Below are 19,494 nucleotides of genomic sequence, written 5' to 3'. Positions count from 1 at the left end.
AAACAATAAGATAAAATTAATTCTAATGATTTCTTTTTTTAAAAAAAATCCTGAATATCGAGCCGCTGCCGGATTAACTTTTACTTATTTTATCCTTTTTATAGTTACCCTATTTTTTGAAGATTATATACCATTATCGTCCGCTTATATTTGGAATATCTTTTTGTCTCTGATTCCGATGCTTTTGTCCTTGATAATGCAAAAAATGGCAGATAAAGAAAAAAATGGCGAATTCAGCTTAGCCATCTTTTTGATCGGGCTTCTTTGGCTGATAATGTTCCCTAATGCTCCGTATATGTTCACCGACCTTGCCCATTTGAATCTTTTTGAAGTTTCATACGGATTGAATATTTCTACCTTTCGTTCAGCCTGGTTTGGATTGCTTTTCGCCGCTTTTTCTATTATGACCGGTGTATTGATGGGGATGCTGTCGCTTTATATAACGTCTTCGATCATTAAAAAGAAATATAACAGTTTTGTCTCTTGGATATTTGTGGCACTGGTCAGCATCCTTTCCGGATTAGGCATGTATCTTGGCAGGTTCCCCCGTTTTAATTCTTGGGATATTTTCAGACGTCCCTTGTATTTGATCAAAACGATGTTATCAGTGATAAATTTACACACCTTTGGTTTTGTCGTATTGTTTTCTATAACGACTGGCGCTGCTTATTGGCTGTTTTATTTGCTTTTTGATCATGAAAAAATTGATAAAATTAAGGAAAGCGAGGATAAATGAATGGCGCGTATACAGAAAAAAGAAAATGATCTTTATAAAGAATTAGATAAATATTTTGTCATGCCGGAAGACCAGGACGCAAAAAAAGCTCGTGAAAAAGCCCTTGGACAAGATAAAAAAGAACCAGGAAATAAAAATAAAAAATAAATCAAAAAGATTCTTTTAATTTTATCAACAGCTCGTTTAATAAGGCTCGATCATTTCTGTTCCAATCAGAAAAGATAAGATGATCCAGCCGAGCCAACTCGGCTGCGACTGCATTATTTTTATTTTTCCCTGATTCTGTTAAAAAGTAGACAAGTTGGCGCTTATCCTTACCAGTCGGTGTTCTTTTTAAGAATCCTTTTTTAACAGCTGATTTTAATTGTCGACTCAAAGTAGAAGTATCCAAGTTGGTTTTTTTAGAGATCCCTTCTTGTGTGCTAAAACCTTCTTCTACTAAAATAAGCAATCGGTGTTCAGCGTATGTCATGCCGAACCTTTTCATGATCGAAGTTACTTTTTCGATATAGATATTGTCAGTTTGACGTAGGATCTCCAGTGCAGTCATTTTAAAACCTTTGTATGATGCAATAAATTATAAACAAGCAGATTGTATTGTGCAATTTAAAATCAAGAAATTATCTATACTTTGTTTTAGACTGGATATATGGTTTTTGATGGCTTATTTTTACATTCGATGGTCAATGAATTAAATAAAGAACTTGCCGGCGGACGGATAAACAAAATCGCGCTGCCTTTTCCTAACGAATTGATCATCACTGTCCGTTCTTTTAAAAAAAATCGCAATCTGCTTTTATCGGCACATCCGGTGATGTCTAGAGCTCAAATTACTAAGACCGATTTTGAAAATCCAATAACAGCTCCGAATTTCGTTATGGTCCTAAGAAGAAATCTTCAAGGCGGCAAGATCATTGATTTTCAACAAGTAGGCAATGACCGGATCCTGGTTCTAAATATTGCAAATGCAAATGAAATTGGTGACAAAGTTTCTTTTCAGCTGGTTTTAGAAATAATGGGCCGGCACTCCAATATTTTTTTGCTTGATAATAAACGAAAGATAATCGAACTGATCAAACACGTCCCGGCTTTTGAAAACAGAGTGCGGGTTCTCTTGCCGGGTGCAGAATACGAATTCCCGCCGAGTCAAGGCAAGGCAGATCCCTTTAGTTCAAGTGAATTTATTTCTGATGATCCAAGAAAAATTCTTGAACATTATCAAGGATTTTCTCGTCAATCGGCAAACGAAGCTGCTGCTGCTCCCTATTTAACGAATTGGTTAAAAAAATTCAATCAGCCAGATCCGACTTTGACCATATCAGACGACAGCAAAACCGAATTTACTGCCTTTTCTTACCTTACTTTGAAAGGCCGGCAGCAAAAATATTCTTCGCTTTCAGAATTATTGGATAATTACTATCAAAACACAGCTAGGCAAAGCCGAGTCCGCGAACTTTCTTCTCAAATACACCAAATAGTTAAAAACGAACTAAAGAAAAATGAACGAAAAGCATCCAGAATTCAAGAAGATCTGAAAAAAAGTCTTACGGCCGATGATTTTCGAGTAAAGGGCGAATTGCTGACTGCTTTTCAACAACAGATTCAACGCGGCCAAAATTCAGTAACTTTAAACAACTATTACAGCGGCAAACCAATAAAAATCGATCTTGATCCAAAAATTTCCGCTAACGCTAACGCACAAAAATATTTTAAAAAATATGGTAAATTAAAAAAATCAGGCAGTTACTTGCGTCAACAGTTATCAAAAGCCAACCAAGAGATCGATTATTTTTCTTCCATTCAAGAACAATTAGACAACGCTTCGCCCAAAGACCTTGACCAAATAAAACTTGAATTGGTTATAGAAGGTTATTTGAAAGACAAAGAGTTCAACAAACGGCCGGCACGAAAAAGGACCCAAGCAGCACGCCCCGATTTGTTTATTTCCAGCGATGGGACCCGAATCGAAGTCGGCAAAAATAACTACCAAAATGATCGATTAAGTCTTAAAGAAGCGAAAAAAAATGACATCTGGCTCCACGTCCAAAAAATGCCCGGTTCTCACGTTATCATCCATGACAGCGATCCGTCAAAGCAAACTTTGTTGGAAGCCGCTCAGCTAGCCGCCTACTTTAGTAAAGGAAAAAAATCCGCTAATGTACCAGTCGACTATCTTCCAGCTGGTCATTTGCGCAAACCGAATGGCGCCAAACCGGGTTTTGTGATTTTCCAGGGGCAAAAAACGATCTTTGTTACTCCCGACCAAAATATAATCGATAAATTAAAAAAAGAAGCCTGAATCAGAACTTCTTTTTTTCTAGCTTTAATATCATATTTTTAAAATAATCCGGCAACGGTGCCTGGAAAAACAATTTTTTTCGGCTTCTCGGCTGGACCAGCTCCAGGCTGGCAGCATGAAGATATTGGCCATTGCCCGGCAGAGTTTTTTTAGGTCCATATAAAGGATCGCCGGCGACTGGATGACCGATATAAGCCATATGGACACGGATTTGATGGGTTCGGCCTGTTTCTAAATAAATCGATAAAAGCGTATATTTATCAAATTTTTTTAAAACCTGAAAATGAGTTATCGCTCTTCTTCCGCCGGCGACAACGGCCTGTTTTTGCCTATTTTTTGGATCACGAGCGATCGGAGCATCTATAATACCTTTTTTTTCGGAAAAAATTCCATGGACCAAGGCAATGTATTGTCGCTTTGTTTTATGTGATTTTAGATCCTCAGACAAGAAACGATGGGCAAAATCGTTTTTAGCGACCATCAGCAAACCGCTTGTATCTTTATCGATCCTGTGAACGATCCCCGGTCTGAACTCGCCATTTATATTGGAAAGCGGCGTATGATCCAGCAAAGCATTGACCAATGTGTGGTCCGGGTGACCGGCACTAGGATGTACGACCATTCCCTGGACCTTATCGACGACCAAAAGATCATCATCTTCATAAACGATGTTTAAAGGGATTTTTTCCGCCTTTAAAGACAGCTGTTTCGGCTCCTCGATAACTATTTTTATCAGGTCTCCGGATATCACTTTATATTTAGTTTCTTTCAACGAATCATTTACAGTGATTTTTTTATTTTCGACCAATTTATCGATGCGGCTGCGAGACAAATCCGTGACGATTTTTGCGATCGCTTTATCTAAACGCTGCCCGGCCGAAGAGGGATCTATAGTAAAATTTATTTCTTTTTTATTCATTTAATTAATTGCTTACAGCGATCTCCTTTAATTTATCGATCGTTTTCTTACCGGCGAACAATTTAAAAAATTTGCCGGAATATTCAAATTCAATCAAATTACCTGATTTTCCGATCCTTATCAATTTCATATTTTCGGAATATATTGGTTGATCCTCACTAAAAAAGAAGCTCTGTAAGAAAACATTTTGGTCGATGATCATCAATTTTGATCGGCTGATATATAAAAGCAAAAAGAAAAAATATAATAGCCACAAGATAAGCAAATAAAATGAAAAACGATAAACCTCAAGTTGGACAACGATAACAAAAAGCAAAAAAATGGCCAGCCAGCTTAATTTGATCAAGCCCTTGGTTGAGATATCTTGATAATGACTGATAAAACGTTTTTGGTTCTTGGACATAGCTCAGCTGCGCTCTTTTCTGCCCCAAAATTGATACAGATCTGTTCTGATAGGGCCATTGTAAAGTTTTCTTTTTTTGGTGGCCTTTTGGCCATAATAGCTTTCAAACTTTTCATCGCTGGTAAGAATATATTTGCTCCAAGTCGGCATTTTATTATAGATAGCACCCATTTGTTGATAAAGTTCGCGAGCTTGCTCTATTTCACCCAAACGCTGACCATAGGGAGGATTCGCTACGATAATACCGTTTTTTTGATCGGTTGACCAGTCCTTTACGGCCAGCTGCTTGAACTGAATATCGTTATAAAGCCCGGCTTTCCTCGCATTTTCTTTCGATATTCTGATCATATTGCCATCAATATCATAACCTCTGATGTCTAAAGGACGGTCATAATCAGCCAAACTATCTGCTTGGTCTCTGAGGTCGTCGCTTAATTTCTTGTCGAACCAATCCCAATCTTCGATCGCAAACCTTCTGTTCATACCCGGGGCTAAATTCTTACCGATCATAGCGGCTTCGATCGGAATAGTACCCGACCCGCAAACAGGATCGACAAAAGGATTATCAGAAAACCAATTTGTCAAAAGTACTAATGAAGCAGCGAAATTTTCTTTCAACGGTGCTCCGCCGTGTTCTGTACGATACCCTCGTTTAAAGAGCGATTCCCCGCTAGTATCGATCATTATTCTGACGTTATTTTTAACTATTCTTATATCGATATCAAATAATTTGCCGTCTTCAGGCAATATTTGATGTCCGGTCGATAAACGAAGAGACTCAACGATCGCCTTTTTGGTGATCCGCTGTATATCCGGTACGCTGAACAACTGCGAATCTCTGCTGTGTGCCTCGGAAACTGGAAAGCTGTCCTGCCATCCGATAAATTCCGACCAAGGCAATTTTTTGACTGATTCGAACAGATCATCAAAGCGCAGAGTATGAAATTCGCCTACCAAGATCTTCACTCTATCTGCTGATCTCAGCCATAAATTAGTTTTTAGAATATCTGATTGGTCACCTGAGAAACGAACAAAACCATTCTCTGTTTCAGTCTGGTAACCCATTTTTTTAAGTTCTTTGGTCAAAATGGATTCGATCCCTTGACCGCAAGTCGCAATTAAATTAAATTTATGCATCGCTTTATTCTACTAATTAATCACTCCATAAAGCAAAATAAAAAGCCGCATAAAATGCGGCTTGCCCAGCGGATCTATAGGCCATGTTATGTTCCAAATGCATTTGGCAGATGCATTTTTCGACAATCATCTATCTACCAGTCGCCTGGTGCTGGTCTTTACTTCTTTTAGCTAGATCAGCCGCCCCTACCAAAAAGTTTGGGTTGCCCGCTTGCAGGGTTTACGACGTCTCACTTCACCAGTTTCCCGGTTATTCGTCACTATAGCACTTTTATAGGATACTCAAGTATAGCTGTAAAACCTTAACTCTTTTTCCAGCCGTCAGGTAAATACCTGCCTTCGCTTATTAGGCTCAGTACAAACACTCCATTCATCACAGAATGGGCGGGCATGGACCTTCCTCACGAGTCTTTCATCGCGTAATTGTCCGATCCGCCTCCAATATTATACAATATGTTTTATTTAGTCACCAGAAAATAAAAAAGGAGAGTTAATATGGTCGAATTAAAGGAAAGATCTGAATTCCCGAAAAAATATAAATGGGATCTCAGCCCCCTTTTTGCTGATGAAAATGCTTTTTTAAGGGCCATCAGCGATTCACTTTCGCAAATAAATCAATTTAAAAAGAATTTTGAAGGCAATCTCAATAGTTTTGACGACTTTGAAAAAGCTTTAAAAATATATGAACAGATCGGTATCGAGATCGAGCAGATAGCCAACTTTGGTTTTATGCCGCAAAGTTCAGACTTTTCAAATGAAAAATTTGCCGAAATAGCTCATGCTGCCCAGGATTTCACCACAAAAGCTAGTGTTGAATTGAGTTTTTGGGATGATGCTTTAGTTAAGGCAAAATCAGATATCTTGGAAAAAATTGGTCAAAATCCTGATTATGCCGAATTGATCCGTCAAGTCAGATTAAGAAGAAAAACTTATCTTGGAGATAAAGTAGAAAAAACACTCTCTAATCTTCAAAATGCTTTGAACACTCCTTACGATATATATACAAAACTCCGTGCCGGTGATTTTCACATGGATGATTTTGAAATCGATGGAAAAAAATATAAAAATTCCTTCGTGACTTATGAAAATTATTATCAAAACGATCCGGACCCAAAAATAAGAGAAAAATCATTCCGATCGTTCTCAAAAGCACTTAAGAACAATGAAAATACTGCAGCCGCGGCTTATTTAAATCAGGTCATCAATGAAAAAACTCTTGCTGATCTCAGAGGATACGATTCCGTTTTTGATTATTTACTTGCTGATCAAGAAGTAGATAAAAGCTATTTCGATCGTCAAATAGATTTGATCATGAATAATTTTTCGCCAGTCGCTCAAAAGTATTTAAAACATGTAGCAAAAATAAACGGGCTGAAAAAAATGACTTTTGCCGATTGGAAACTCGATCTTGATCCGGCGCTTAATCCTAAGGCAACTATCGAAGATGGTTATAATTTCGTGATGAAATCTATTGAAGCACTTGGCCCGGAATACATCGAAACGATCAGACCTTTTCTAAAAGACCGCTGGGTAGATTTTCCAGCAAATACTGGTAAAGATTCCGGCGGATACACGACTTTCCCATATGGTGTACATCCATTTATCCTTATGAGCTGGACTGACCGTTTATCCGACGTTTATACTCTGATCCACGAAATCGGACATGCAGGCCAAGGGGCACTTTCGGCAAAGTATCAAAGTTTTTACAACTACGAACCTTCCACTTATTATGTAGAAGCACCTTCGACTTTCAACGAATTGCTCCTATCTGATTATTTAGAGAATAGAGCTGATGATCCGCGAACTAAACGCTTTGCTTTAGCACATCGTTTGAGCGACACTTATTTTCACAATTTTATTACCCATTTGACTGAAGCAGCTTTTCAAAGAGAAGTTTACAGTTTGATAGATCAAGGGAAAACTTTCAATGCAGATAAATTAAATCAGATCATGAAATCGGTCCTCAGCCGTTTTTGGGGAGATGCTGTTGAAATAGACGACGATGCCAGCCGTACTTGGATGCGCCAAGCTCACTATTACATGGGACTTTATTCATATACCTATTCAGCTGGTTTGACTATATCAACGCAAGCTTTCATCAATTTAAAAAATGATCCGGAAAAAGGACGAAAAAATTGGATCGATTTTCTCAAATTAGGCGGAAGCAAGGATCCGATCACGGCTGCAAAAATCGCCGGTGTCGATGTAAGCAGCGACCAGCCGTTAAAAAATACGATCGCCTTTTTATCTGATACTGTAGACAAAATAATTGAATATAGTTCACAGATATAATGATCACCAAGGACGCTTTTCTTCTTCCATTTCCTGTGCTAAGTCGGTTAAATAGTCAAAGTCTACTAGATCTAAACGATAGTCTTCCCGCTTTTTTTGCTGCTCTTGGATAAAACTGTAGTCATACTGGCTTTTACCCGGGAACTGCGGATCGTATATCAAAAGAGCTTGATCGGTATGTTCAAACATAAATCGCTGATATTGGCGTAGCTGTAAAGGACTGCTGTACTTTTTATTGAATACATGATCGCTGAAATCAGCTCGTTGGATCAAAAATTCTAAAGCTTCTTGATGCTGCTGATTCCATCTACTCGAAAAGTCTGTAAAAGGCAGCATGATGGCATTTTTCAATTGCGGAAAATCTTTTTTTAGATCATAGACGATTTCAGCGGCAAATTGCTCGACTCCCATTTGACCGCCGCTGATGACCCAAAAACTGTCCTCGCTTTGCTCATTTTCGATTTTTTCAATTATTTTATCCCTTAATGCTCGTTTGATAACTTGAATTTTTGGATCCTTTTCCGAAAAAATATTAAGTTCAAAGGCACGATATCCGGTGATCCAAAGACGTTTTTGCATGTCTTTATTTTACAATTGTTGTATGATTAATTATCCAAAGGGCGTAAAAGCTGGTTTTAGTCCTAAAAAAAAGTCAAAAAAAAATATCAATTACGGCAAACGCGGCATGGGACTGGAAGAGATGATAAACCAAGCTAATCATTACTATCTGGCCAAGAAAATAGCAGTCATACACAAAAAACCAACACCGATCACAGTCGTACATGTAGACTATCCCGATCGGAGTATGGCAAAAATTACGGAAGCTTATTATGTAAAACCTTCAACAACCGACTATAATGGTGTCGTTAACGGGCACTACATTGATTTTGATGCTAAGGAAACGAAAAACAAAACTAACATGCCCTTAAAAAATTTTCATCAGCACCAAATTGATCATCTTAAGAATGTTATTAATTGCGGCGGGATCGGTTTTTTTATTCTTGCCTTCACAAGCTTAAGCGAATATTATATTTTTCCAGCTTCGAAGCTGATCGAACTTTGGCAAGAAGCTAAGCAAGGCGGAAGCAAATCTATAGAATACGAAATCGTTCGTCAGCAAGGAATCAAAATAAACGGTAAAATAATACCAAGCTTGGATTATTTACCCGCTTTAAAAACTTTTTTTAAAATTTAAATGTCAGATAACAACAACAATCATAATAATTTTTCAAACAGCAATTACGACGGAAGAATAGATAATCCGAATCAAAATAGTCAAAGACCGGCAAATAAGTTCAATCCCTACGATCGCCAAGACGCCCAAAGGATGTTTCCAGACACCAACGGCAGACGGCCGATAAGCTTTGGAAAAAGATCAGAAAATCATAGAAACGACGCACAAAGACCAGTACCGAGAAGGCAAAACAGCTCGGATCCTGATCGCCGTTACGATCGTCAAAATGATTATTCTGTAAATAATAACGATAACCGTTTTTCAAGGAACAGACCCGCTGATTTCAGTTCAAAATCAAATGATTTTGCTAACAGACCAGCATCGTCCGATCAAAACAGAAGAACAAGAGGAGACAATATCAAACCCACTCGACCGCGCAACCGAAAGAAAAGACCAAAAAAAGGCGGAAAATGGCGTCTTGCTGCAAAAATAATCGGTTGGTTGATAACTGCCGGTGCTGTAGCGACTTTAGCCGCTATGATCCTATTTTTCACATATGCAGCGGGGGCTCCTAAAATAACCGAATCAGAACTCGCTTCTGAAAATTCAACGCAATTTTTTGATTCGCAAGGAAACCTGATCTATTCTCTCTCACAACAGCAAAGAGACTACGCCGACCAATCAGAAATACCTGAAAAACTTCGTCACGCTGTCGTTTCGATCGAGGATAGGCGTTTTTACCATCACCATGGAGTTGATTTTTATCGTACGGCCGGAGCTTTGCTTTCAAACGTCCGATCAAAGTTGACCGGTGGACAATCAGATGGCCTTCAAGGCGGCTCGACACTTACACAGCAATTAGTTAAACTGTCGGTATTTTCAACAAGAAGTTCTGACCAAACACTAAAGAGAAAAGCACAGGAAGCTTGGCTGGCTTTGAAAGTCGAACGGAATTTCAGTAAAAATCAGATCCTGACTTTTTATATAAATAAAGTAAATATGGGAAATAATGTTTACGGAATGAAAACTGCCGCTCAATACTATTTTGGCAAAAAATTATCGGACCTGGATAATTCCCAAACTGCAATACTAGCTAGTATCCCCCGCTCGCCTGTTCTCTACGACCCTTATGTATATCAAGATAATCTAAGGACAAGAAGAAATGAGGTTCTGTCCGGAGAAGTTTCTATGGGTTATTTAACAAGGCAAGAAGCTGATCAGGCAATGGCTGAGCCGGTCGGTCAAGGATTGATCCCAAAGGATCAGCATGTTCAAGATTCATCAGCATCTCATCTGATGGTCGATGCTTATGTTCGTTCAGCTCTAAACGAAGTCAGAAGACTCGGATATGATCCGACCAAAGACGGCCTGAAAATATACACTGGAATAAATATGAACCTGCAAAGGCGCCTGTATGATGTACTTAACGGCCAGACCGGCGTCCCATGGCAGCAAGGTATCCAAGCGGCCGGAACGGTTGTCAATCCGCATAACGGCCGGGTCGTTGCTCAAGTAGGCGGTCGTAATATCCAACAGATGTTCAGTTTAAACAGAGCAACTCAGACTAACCGCTCGTCAGGTTCCACTGCAAAGCCCTTGGTGGACTATGCACCGGCGATCGAAGATCTTAACTGGCCGACTTATAGAACGGTTCAAGATACACCCTATCGTTATCCCGGAACCAACATTTCTGTCCATGACTTTGATGGTAATTTCATGGGAAATATGACCATGAGAACGGCGATCAAAATTTCTCGAAATATCCCTGCGATCAGGACTTTGGTCGATGTTGGTATGACTAGGTCTGCAAACTTTTTGACCGGGATAGGTATTCCAACAAAACCAAACGATCTGACCCTCTCTTCGGCGATTGGCATAAATGTTTCTACCGAACAAGAAGCAGCAGCTTTTTCTGCCTTCTCAAATGGCGGAACCTACTACGCTCCGCAGTACGTTGAAAGGATCGTGACTCAAGATGGGGTCACCCATAATTATGGTTCGAACGGAACTCGGGCAATGAAAGAATCAACGGCCTTTATGATGACCGATATGCTTAAAGAAGTTCCTATGTACAACGGATCTGCACCCGGTGCTCAAATACCGGGCTTATACCAAGCTGGTAAATCAGGGATCGTCGGTTATGACGAAGCTGCTAATCAGCCGGAAGGTGCCGAATCAGATGTCTGGTACACAGGTTTTACAAAATTTTTGACAGCATCTTTTTGGGTCGGCTATGACGAACCGAACAAACCCGGCAACTATATCCCGAATGCATCAGAATCATCAATGCCTGAAAGAGCATATCGTGATTTTATGTCCTATGCAGCCCAGCAGGGATATGAAAACAGTAACTGGACGATGCCGGACACGGTACAAAGAGTGACAAGAAACGGTAAGACCGAGTATGAGGTCAAAGGCGCTTCATGGAGCAATGGCGGTCTGCCATCTATTGGCGGCGGCAGTTCCTCATCAAGCTCTTCTGCAATAGTGACTCCCCCGACTCCGCCAGTAGCTCCAAGCATTTCAAGCAGTTCTTCAACAAACAGCAGTCAATCTGACTCGCAAAGTTCTTCAAGCAGTCAGGCAGAATCAACTCCGCCTAGCGGGGGCGATGGCGACGATCAAAGTTCTCAGAGCTCAAGTTCTGATCAACAGAACCAAAATTAAATAATCAGTAAACAAAAACCTGCTTTTAAAAGCAGGTTTTTTTAATGACTTTTTTTATCATGATCCTGACCGATTTTATGCATCGGGATTTTAAATGGGGTTATTTTTTTCTTTTTACTTTGATTATCTGAGATTTTTCCAGAATCTTGATCAAACTGGTAATCATTATTTGAGTTAAGCATTTCTTGACGATGCTTCAAATTCTCCGCTTGAGCTTGATCTTTGGTTCTAATATTGCTTTTTTTCCAATTAAGGAGAATATGTTCGATATAACGCAAATTCAGGATCTGACTATTAACAGCCTGCTGTAAAGCGACCGATATCAATTCAATATTAAAGTCATCTTTTACTATCCACTCGTTGATGGTCTGAAGTTCCAGCGGCGTCAGCATCCTGCCGAATTCTTGTTGAAAAAGTCGATACAAATACTTCCTCGATTTTTTTCCGGATAAACTTTCATCACTGCCATTATTCTTGTTTGCTAAAGCGATGTCGCCAGAAGCCGGATTTTTTTGCAGCAAATAAACAGCTATACTGCTTAAGTCATAGCCGTCATTATGTTTATTAAGAGCGAGAACTTTTTTCTTCAACAAACCGTCAATGATCCTTTGAACGTCCTTTTCAGAAAAATTAGTCCTGCCGGATATCATGGCACTGCTGGGAAGCGGCTGGCCTTCAGCAGCAAAAGAATATAATTGTACCAATAGCAATAATTCTTGATTGTTCAAACCGATTCGATGGTAATCGCGAAGAAGAGCTATCGGTATCTCAGCGTTTCCCGCTTTGATAAAATTTTTAAAATCGTCAATAGGATCCATATCGATATTTTAAGGCTTCAAACGATTCAAAGTTCTTGGGAACGGTATCGCTTCACGGATATGTTCCTCACCGGTAACGAAGCGAATGAACCTTTCCAGACCCAAACCAAAGCCTGAATGCGGAACACTGCCGTACTTTCGCAAATCTAAGTACCAATTATATTCATCAAGATCCAGTTTATGGTCGATGATCCTCTGTCTTAGCGACTGATAATCAACATTTCGTTCAGATCCGCCAATGATTTCGCCATAGCCTTCGGGTGCTAATAAGTCAGCAGAAACAACGATATCATCTCTACCGGGAAAATTTTTCATGTAAAAAGCCTTGATCGCCTTAGGAAATCCGGTAATGAAAAACGGTGTTTTAAATTGTTTTGCCAAAAAAGTTTCTTCAGGCGAACCAAAATCAGTTCCCCAATCAATATCAAAACCATTTTTTTGTAAGATCTTAACAGCTTCGTCATAAGTTAGCTTAGGATACGGCGGATTGATATAAGCAGCTAATTTTTCAGGATCTCTTCCGAGCATTTTTAACTCAGACTGGCGATTATCTAAAACCCTTTTTATCAAGTAAGCGATCAAGCGCTCCTGGACGGCTAAAGACTGGTCCTGGTGCATCCAAGCCATTTCTGCGTCTATCATCCAAAATTCAGTTAAATGCCTTCTAGTAGCCGATTTTTCCGCTCTGAATGTCGGTCCAAAGTCATAGACGCGACCAAAAGCCATTGCTCCAGCTTCGGCGTAAAGCTGGCCGGTTTGCGACAAGTATGCTTGTTTATCAAAATACTTTACTGGAAAAAGTTCTGTTGTCCCCTCTGGAGCCGAATCTGTTAATACAGGCGAGTCCAGTTTTAGGAATCCTTCCTGATAGAAAAAATCATAGATCGCCCGAATGACTTCATCGCGGATCCTCAATGTTGCAAAGGGTTTTTGGTGCCTTAAATATAAATGACGCTCATCAAAAAGAAAATCTGTACCGTGTTCTTTCGGTGTGATCGGATAATCTTCAGATTCGCCGACTATTTCAATCTTTGAGACAGCTAATTCATAACCGAATTTGCTTCGAGAGTCTTCATTTATTTTTCCGTATGCGTAAAAACTGGTCTCCTGACGCATATGGTCAGCAATGTCGAAGGTATCGGCATCAACTTCCTGCTTTACGACTACGCCTTGCATAAAACCAGTCCCATCACGCAGCTGCAGAAAAACGATCTTGCCGCTGCCGCGCTTTACACGCAGCCAGCAGCCGATCTTAACATCGCGGCCAACATTATCAGCAGCATCTTCAATTCTTATCAATTTAGTTTCAGACATAAATCCCCCACGACTACAAAATAAATTAAATTCCTCTAATCAGACGATAAACTCTTCCGCTCTTATAATCAATCGTCAAAAAATTGATCGTATTTTTCCTTCCTCGATAACTCATTTCTAAAACCAACCTTTTTTTATAGATCGATGGAGCGAGCGAATAAACTTTGCCGATATCATAACGATGGAATATCCTGTTCAAACGACCGTCAGAAACGCGCTGATCAACACTGATTCTTCTGACTAAATGGCTTTTACTATCAAAAACAGCTAAATATGATCGATGATCTGAAGCAGATCCTTGAATAGAATAGTAGTTTCCATTCCGATTTGATTCTTTGAAAACTTGAACGTGTTCTATGCCTGCATGTTGAGAAGCCAATTCGGAAAATCTTGCCCTATCGCTTCTGACCGGTATCAAAACCGAATACAAAAAAATAGAGATGATCAATAAAAGGACTAAAAAAATACCGATCCAAATTGCTTTTCGATGCGCAGATCTAGCTCTTTTTTCAAATTGTATCCTTGAATAATTTTTCAAAAAACCTCCATAAAATTATAATACAATCAGCATGTTCCTGATCAAAGCGACTCAAATAATTCGGCTGCCGTTGAAAACGAGCGGCTTGAGTACCATTTTTTTAAATCAAAATCTACACGATTCAATACAAAAGCTGATGAGAGATCATTACTCAAACGATGGGAAAAGACTGATGGAAGCCGACCGCTATCGAACAAAATGATATCGTAATTTTTCCCTAATTCATTGCTGGTTATCGAAAAAGAATATAGATCTGTGATGCCGATATCAGGAAAAGAATATTTTTCTGCAACTCGTTTATATATGTCCGTTTGCGGATCATCGGAGGTAAACATTTCAAAAAGAGACTCGGGAAAACCGTTGATTATTTCTGATAGGCTGCCGCTTTTTGTTTGCGATAACCAGCTGATGACGCGCATTTTCGCTAATTGGCGAGTAGGACTGTCAGGAATTTTTAGAATATTTTTTAATTTATCTAAATTAACGAAATCTTTTCTTGTTACAGGTATCGCTATCCGGCCGAATAATTCCGGGAAGAATTGCAACCCCTTTTGTAAAACCATCTTTCGTCTATGATCGTTTTCTTCAACGATCAAAACACGTTTCTTTTGCTCTAATAGTTTCCTTGCCAATAATAAACAAGCGTTGCTTTTCCCAAATCGCGGGCGTAAAAAAATCGATATAAAATGCTCATTATCGGCCTTTTGTGAAAAAATATCAGCAAATTCATATTGACGTTTTCTAAGTACCGATCGACTAGCTTGAGCACTCGTATCAAAATCCGGTTGAAAATCTCGGTAATGATCCGGAAGCTTGGAAGTATCGGGATCTTTGATATCAAGATCAGAAATATCAATGCCCTTATAGATTCGCTTTGCTTCTTTTTTGCTGCGGCATAATTCAAAAAATTGGCCTGTGTTTCCGATCAATCCTTCTGATATAGCTGACAAATTTTTTAGCGTCTGCTTAGATTTATCTGATATTTCCCGATATAACCGTAAAAAAAGTTTTCCGGTCGCAGCTGCGTCCTGGTCAGCTTGATGATGTCTCGGAAGGCTGATGCCCAGACAATTTACCAGCTCATCAAGTTTATAGCTTGGCAAAGTGGGGAAAGCTATCTGAGCTAATTGGACTGTATCGATGTATTCGCTGCGTAGTCTCGGAACAGCGATCCTTGAAAATTCTCCATTCAAATATGGAAAATCATAACGAACATTATGTGCAACAAAAACAGTGCCGGCTAACTGATTTCTGACCAAAGGCGCTATTTCTTCAAAAAAAGGTGCCTTAGCAACGTCGTTATCGGTTATTCCCGTCAATTCAACGATAGCTTCTGGTATTTTAACGCCCGGATTAACGAAACTTTGAAAATTATTTATTATTTTCCAGTTGTGAATATAACAGATCCCGATCTGAATTATATGGCCTCCTTCTTTAAAAGGGGCCGTTGTCTCCAAGTCAACGATCGCAAAAATTGATTTTTGATCCATCTACAAAATTTTACCTTTTTTACTACAATAAGTTATATGAATTTTGGTTTTGGACAGGCGCACGCAAAAGCGCATTTATTAGGTGAACATTCGGTAGTTTATGGATATCCGGCAATTATCACCCCTCTTTTGAGTTTGAATAATAAAGCCGAGATAACCGATTCCGATAAAACGATAATCGAATCAGACAACTTTTCAGGTACTATGTATCAATTAAACTATCGTTTTAGCGGTCTATATTCATTGTTGACAGAGCTGCTTAATTTTTTCGGCAAGCCTGATCTTACCTTTAGAATGAATATAAAATCTAATGTCCCTTCAAAAAAAGGACTGGGTTCTTCAGCTGCTTATGCAGTAGCGATCACCAAAGCCGTCTTCGACTACTTTGATTATAAAGGAAGCGACCAAGAAATTTTTAAATTCTCACAGATAGCCGAAAACAAAAATCATGGCAAATCATCGGGTGGCGACACTTTTGCAGTAATGGCTGAGCGGCCGATATTTTTTGATTCCGATAAAGACGCGACCATCTTAAGGCTGGATGCTAAAGCTTACATCGTCGTTGCCGATTCCGGCACTGCAGGATTGACTTCGCAAGCAGTAAAGCTGGTTGCAGACAATTATGCCAAAGACCGAAAAAAATATGGCGATTATTTTCGTGAAATGGGTCAGATCGCTGAGCAGGGAAGAAAAGAATTGATCGCTGGGGATTTGGAAGATTTCGGCGGTTTGATGAGTGAAAATCAAAGATTATTAGCACAGATCGGTGTTTCTACCCCCTACTTGGAAAGACTTAACAAAATAGCTATTCAAAGCGGTGCTCTTGGTGCTAAATTGACCGGCGGCGGTCTGGGCGGCAGTATCGTTGCCTTGAGCAAAACTCTGCCGCAAGCAAAAATAATCGAACAGGAATTGAAAAAATCCGGGGCAGCCGGAACTTGGATTTCAAGGATCTAATGGCAAAAGCAAAGGCTTTTACAAATATTGCCCTGATAAAGTACTGGGGCAAAAAAAATATTTTATGGAATTTACCGACTACTTCTTCGATAGGATTGACTTTAGATGCCTTTTTTACAGAAACAGAGGTCAAAATCGATTCCGATTTGAAAGAAGATTTTTTCCTGTTCGAAGGGAAACAGAGGCAAAATAAAAAAGTATCCAAAGTAATGGACCATTTAAGAAAAATCAGTGGTAATAATAATTTTGCTGTGATCAAAAGCAGAAATACCGTCCCTTTTTCCAATGGATTCGCATCATCTTCATCCGCTTTTGCCGCTTTGACAAGAGCTGGAGCCCATGCATACGGCTTAAATCTTAATGACCAAGAACTGTCAACGATAGCCCGTCTCGGGTCCGGTTCTGCAAGCCGGTCGATTTTCGGCGGTTTTAGTATTTGGCACGCCGGCAGCGATCATCAAAGTTCTTTTGCTGAAAGTTTTTTAGATCCGGTCGATTTCGATATACGAGTCGTAGACATTATTTCTGATAATGAAATTAAAAAAATATCTTCGAGCACAGGCATGCAGCTGGCGCAAAGTTCGCCTGATTATCCGAAATGGGTCTCAGACAGCAAACAACAATTTGATGAAATGAAAATCGCGATCCAAAAAAAAGATCTTGAATCGATCGGCCGGATCGCAGAAAAAAATTCACTGGCAATGCATGAATTAAATCGAAATTGTGTAAAACCATTTGATTATTTTACTGACCAAACTCGAGAAATAATCAACTTTATCCAAAATATGAGAAAAAAAAGTTTTTTGATATACGCTACTATCGATGCCGGACCAAACGTAAAAGCTTTAACAAATAACGATACTGCCTTAAAATTAAAAAAAGAGTTGGAAAAATTCGGCCGGGTCATTATTTCAAAACCGGGTTCGGGAGTAATCGATGAGTGAAGAAATTTTAAAAATACCCGGAAAATTGATGCTCAGCGGAGAATACGCTGTCACATTACCGGGAAGGAAGGCTTTGGTTTTTGCGGTCGATAGATTTTTGTCGCATGAGAGATCACAGCTAGTTAATAAGCAAGGTATAAAATATGGTTTGGGATCATCTGGAGCTTATGCTGTTTTAAAAACGAAGAGCGAAAACTCATATTTGTCAGATGAAGAAATATTTTTAAAAGCTTTATATTATTCGAGAACCAAACAGCCTAAAAATTCAGGTGCCGATGTCGCTGCCTCGACCTTTGGCGGTCTGCTGTACTACCAAAACGGTTCGCTTCCAAAACGGATAACTTTCCCAAGCGAATGGAGATTGCTGGTCGGCTGGACCGGTCATCCGGCTATTACAAGCAAGCTGGTAGAAGAAAACAAATTAAAGAAAAGTTTTATCGAGCGTTCCGACCAAATCGTTTCATCAATGGCCCAAGCAATAGTCAATAGGGATTTTCAAGAATTTCAAAAACAGATCATTGCCGCAGAACAAAACCTAGAATTATTAAAGGGCGTAATGACCAGCAAAATAGATAATGCTATTAAAATTGCCAAAAAAATGGGTGTCGCCGCTAAAATATCAGGGGCCGGGGCCGGTGACAACGTGATCAGTTTTTGTCGGGATAAAAAAATCGAAGAAAAAATAAAAGCAGAATGGAAAAAGGCCGGAATAATTTCGCTAGACCTTCATATGTATTTTGGAAATGAACGATAATTATCAAGAATCAGCACATGCACACCGAAAAGATGAACATTTGAGTTTGGCTATTTTGCAGTGGAAAAAACGAATGAAAGAAACTGCATATACCAGTGATCTTAGCAGGATCCAATTTGAAAGACCTCTGATCCCCGATTTGAAAGTCTCAGACATAAATCTGTCGCAGCATTTGTTCGGCTGTGATTTTAAATGGCCTTTTTATATCGAAGCGATGACTGGCGGAAGTAAGAAAACCAATAAAATAAACCAAAAATTAGCTTCTATTGCCAAAAAATATCAACTGGCGATGGCTGTCGGCTCAGAGTCGATCGCTCTAAAAGAAAAGGAAACTCGTAATAGTTTTTCGATCGTCAGAGAAGAAAATCCAGACGGTTTTATTTTTGCTAATATCGGAGCCGGCCATGATTTATCAGAAGCAAAGCAAGCTGTCGATCTGGTCGAGGCCGATGCACTTGAAATACATTTAAATGCCGTCCAAGAACTTTCTATGAATGATGGTGACCGAGACTTTACTAATTGGAAAAGCAATATCAGCAAAATCATTGAAAAAATCGGTCTGCCGGTAGTCCTAAAAGAAGTCGGCTTTGGAATGTCGGAAAAATCGATCGAAGAATTATCGTCCTTTGCCCCCGCCGCCATAAATATTGCCGGAAGCAGCGGGACAGATTTCGGTACTATTGAAGAACAGCGCAATCGAGATGCTCTTTGGACCTATAATATTTCAAAAGATCCCAGAAACGACCGCTGCCTAACTAGCAATCACTTGCTTGGTATTTCCACATTAAATTCACTAAGAGCTGCTAAAAAAATTAAGACTGATTTGCCGATAATCGCTAACGGCGGTATAAGCAGCAGCCTTGAAGTATTCAACTCCTTGGCTTTAGGGGCACATTTAGTCGGTGTAGCCGGTTTTTTCCTCTATATGCTGAATCAAGATAAATTAGAGGATACGATCAAACTTTGGCAAAAACAGCTTCCTTTGTTGTATGCAATTTATGGAGTAAAAGGAAACGACGAATTAAGGAGTTTAAAAGAATTGGATATTTAAA

General features: G+C 39.4%; 19 protein-coding genes and 1 other RNA gene. 10 read left to right on the top strand and 10 right to left on the bottom strand.

All coding sequences use genetic code 11. The features are described 5' to 3' along the window. Window positions 1–25 precede the first annotated feature (25 nt). The gene (locus ACKP2L_RS04165; RefSeq protein ID WP_439426099.1) at window positions 26–736 is read left to right on the top strand and encodes a DUF1361 domain-containing protein; all 711 of its coding nucleotides are present in this window, start codon (window positions 26–28) and stop codon (window positions 734–736) included. Then, on the top strand, window positions 737–883 hold the full coding sequence (locus ACKP2L_RS04160) for a hypothetical protein (protein ID WP_439426098.1): 147 nt from the start codon (window positions 737–739) through the stop codon (window positions 881–883). Window position 884: 1 nt separating this feature from the next. Here the strand turns inward: ACKP2L_RS04160 and ACKP2L_RS04155 are convergent, their stop codons facing one another. Further along, window positions 885–1,286 (bottom strand): MarR family winged helix-turn-helix transcriptional regulator, encoded by a 402-nt coding sequence (locus tag ACKP2L_RS04155; RefSeq protein WP_439426097.1) that lies wholly within the window; start codon window positions 1,284–1,286, stop codon window positions 885–887. A 99-nt stretch (window positions 1,287–1,385) separates the two neighbouring features. Here ACKP2L_RS04155 and ACKP2L_RS04150 point away from each other — a divergent pair, with 99 nt between their 5' ends. Then, window positions 1,386–3,035, top strand: coding sequence for an Rqc2 family fibronectin-binding protein (locus ACKP2L_RS04150; RefSeq protein WP_439426096.1), 1,650 nt, complete (start codon window positions 1,386–1,388; stop codon window positions 3,033–3,035). 1 nt (window position 3,036) lies between these two features. Here the strand turns inward: ACKP2L_RS04150 and ACKP2L_RS04145 are convergent, their stop codons facing one another. The 4 genes from ACKP2L_RS04145 to rnpB form a co-directional block, all read right to left on the bottom strand. After that, the gene (locus tag ACKP2L_RS04145) at window positions 3,037–3,954 is read right to left on the bottom strand and encodes an RluA family pseudouridine synthase (protein WP_439426095.1); all 918 of its coding nucleotides are present in this window, start codon (window positions 3,952–3,954) and stop codon (window positions 3,037–3,039) included. Between the two features lie 4 nt (window positions 3,955–3,958). Next, window positions 3,959–4,357 carry an EbsA family protein gene (locus ACKP2L_RS04140; RefSeq protein ID WP_439426094.1) on the bottom strand — a complete coding sequence of 133 codons (399 nt, stop codon included), beginning with the start codon at window positions 4,355–4,357 and terminating at the stop codon, window positions 3,959–3,961. Between the two features lie 3 nt (window positions 4,358–4,360). Further along, window positions 4,361–5,494: a THUMP domain-containing class I SAM-dependent RNA methyltransferase gene (locus ACKP2L_RS04135; RefSeq protein WP_439426093.1), complete on the bottom strand. Its 1,134-nt coding sequence runs from the start codon at window positions 5,492–5,494 to the stop codon at window positions 4,361–4,363. Between the two features lie 72 nt (window positions 5,495–5,566). Further along, window positions 5,567–5,929: RNase P RNA component class B (gene rnpB / locus ACKP2L_RS04130), an RNA gene on the bottom strand. A gap of 60 nt (window positions 5,930–5,989) precedes the next feature. Here rnpB and pepF point away from each other — a divergent pair. Then, entirely contained in the window at window positions 5,990–7,786 is a 1,797-nt protein-coding gene (pepF, locus tag ACKP2L_RS04125) for an oligoendopeptidase F (protein ID WP_439426092.1), read from the top strand. Window positions 7,787–7,789: 3 nt separating this feature from the next. Here the strand turns inward: pepF and ACKP2L_RS04120 are convergent, their stop codons facing one another. Then, the gene (locus ACKP2L_RS04120; protein WP_439426091.1) at window positions 7,790–8,365 is read right to left on the bottom strand and encodes a DUF1273 domain-containing protein; all 576 of its coding nucleotides are present in this window, start codon (window positions 8,363–8,365) and stop codon (window positions 7,790–7,792) included. Window positions 8,366–8,387: 22 nt separating this feature from the next. On the opposite strand from ACKP2L_RS04120, the gene recU reads away from it, so the two are divergent. Both recU and ACKP2L_RS04110 read left to right on the top strand, forming a co-directional pair. After that, on the top strand, window positions 8,388–8,981 hold the full coding sequence (gene recU / locus ACKP2L_RS04115; protein WP_439426090.1) for a Holliday junction resolvase RecU: 594 nt from the start codon (window positions 8,388–8,390) through the stop codon (window positions 8,979–8,981). Next, the gene (locus ACKP2L_RS04110) at window positions 8,982–11,627 is read left to right on the top strand and encodes a transglycosylase domain-containing protein (protein WP_439426089.1); all 2,646 of its coding nucleotides are present in this window, start codon (window positions 8,982–8,984) and stop codon (window positions 11,625–11,627) included. A 41-nt stretch (window positions 11,628–11,668) separates the two neighbouring features. Here the strand turns inward: ACKP2L_RS04110 and ACKP2L_RS04105 are convergent, their stop codons facing one another. Genes ACKP2L_RS04105 through ACKP2L_RS04090 form a run of 4 tightly spaced genes read right to left on the bottom strand, consistent with a single transcriptional unit; the run spans window position 11,669 to window position 15,787 of the window. Then, window positions 11,669–12,445: a DnaD domain protein gene (locus tag ACKP2L_RS04105; protein WP_439426088.1), complete on the bottom strand. Its 777-nt coding sequence runs from the start codon at window positions 12,443–12,445 to the stop codon at window positions 11,669–11,671. Window positions 12,446–12,454: 9 nt separating this feature from the next. Next, the gene (gene asnS, locus ACKP2L_RS04100) at window positions 12,455–13,759 is read right to left on the bottom strand and encodes an asparagine--tRNA ligase (RefSeq protein WP_439426087.1); all 1,305 of its coding nucleotides are present in this window, start codon (window positions 13,757–13,759) and stop codon (window positions 12,455–12,457) included. 25 nt (window positions 13,760–13,784) lie between these two features. Continuing rightward, complete coding sequence (locus ACKP2L_RS04095; RefSeq protein WP_439426086.1) at window positions 13,785–14,297, bottom strand: hypothetical protein; 513 nt, start codon at window positions 14,295–14,297, stop codon at window positions 13,785–13,787. 41 nt (window positions 14,298–14,338) lie between these two features. Further along, window positions 14,339–15,787, bottom strand: a complete 1,449-nt coding sequence (locus ACKP2L_RS04090) for an exonuclease domain-containing protein (RefSeq protein WP_439426085.1) — start codon at window positions 15,785–15,787, stop codon at window positions 14,339–14,341. Window positions 15,788–15,823: 36 nt separating this feature from the next. On the opposite strand from ACKP2L_RS04090, the gene mvk reads away from it, so the two are divergent. The 4 genes from mvk to fni are packed head-to-tail and all read left to right on the top strand — an operon-like array spanning window position 15,824 to window position 19,493. Beyond that, the gene (gene mvk / locus ACKP2L_RS04085) at window positions 15,824–16,744 is read left to right on the top strand and encodes a mevalonate kinase (protein ID WP_439426084.1); all 921 of its coding nucleotides are present in this window, start codon (window positions 15,824–15,826) and stop codon (window positions 16,742–16,744) included. Continuing rightward, window positions 16,744–17,688 (top strand): diphosphomevalonate decarboxylase, encoded by a 945-nt coding sequence (mvaD, locus tag ACKP2L_RS04080; protein WP_439426083.1) that lies wholly within the window; start codon window positions 16,744–16,746, stop codon window positions 17,686–17,688. The genes mvk and mvaD overlap by 1 nt, the downstream gene beginning before the upstream one ends. Then, window positions 17,681–18,442: a mevalonate kinase family protein gene (locus ACKP2L_RS04075; RefSeq protein ID WP_439426082.1), complete on the top strand. Its 762-nt coding sequence runs from the start codon at window positions 17,681–17,683 to the stop codon at window positions 18,440–18,442. The genes mvaD and ACKP2L_RS04075 overlap by 8 nt, the downstream gene beginning before the upstream one ends. Then, window positions 18,432–19,493: a type 2 isopentenyl-diphosphate Delta-isomerase gene (gene fni, locus ACKP2L_RS04070; protein ID WP_439426081.1), complete on the top strand. Its 1,062-nt coding sequence runs from the start codon at window positions 18,432–18,434 to the stop codon at window positions 19,491–19,493. Before ACKP2L_RS04075 ends, fni begins: the two co-directional genes overlap by 11 nt. Window position 19,494: the final 1 nt, after the last annotated feature.

It is taken from the genome of Oenococcus alcoholitolerans (assembly GCF_051852995.1).
Classification (GTDB): Bacteria; Bacillota; Bacilli; order Lactobacillales; family Lactobacillaceae; genus Oenococcus; species Oenococcus alcoholitolerans.
The sequence above is the reverse complement of the archived record's forward strand: the minus strand, read 5'-3'. Positions and strand labels throughout refer to the sequence as shown.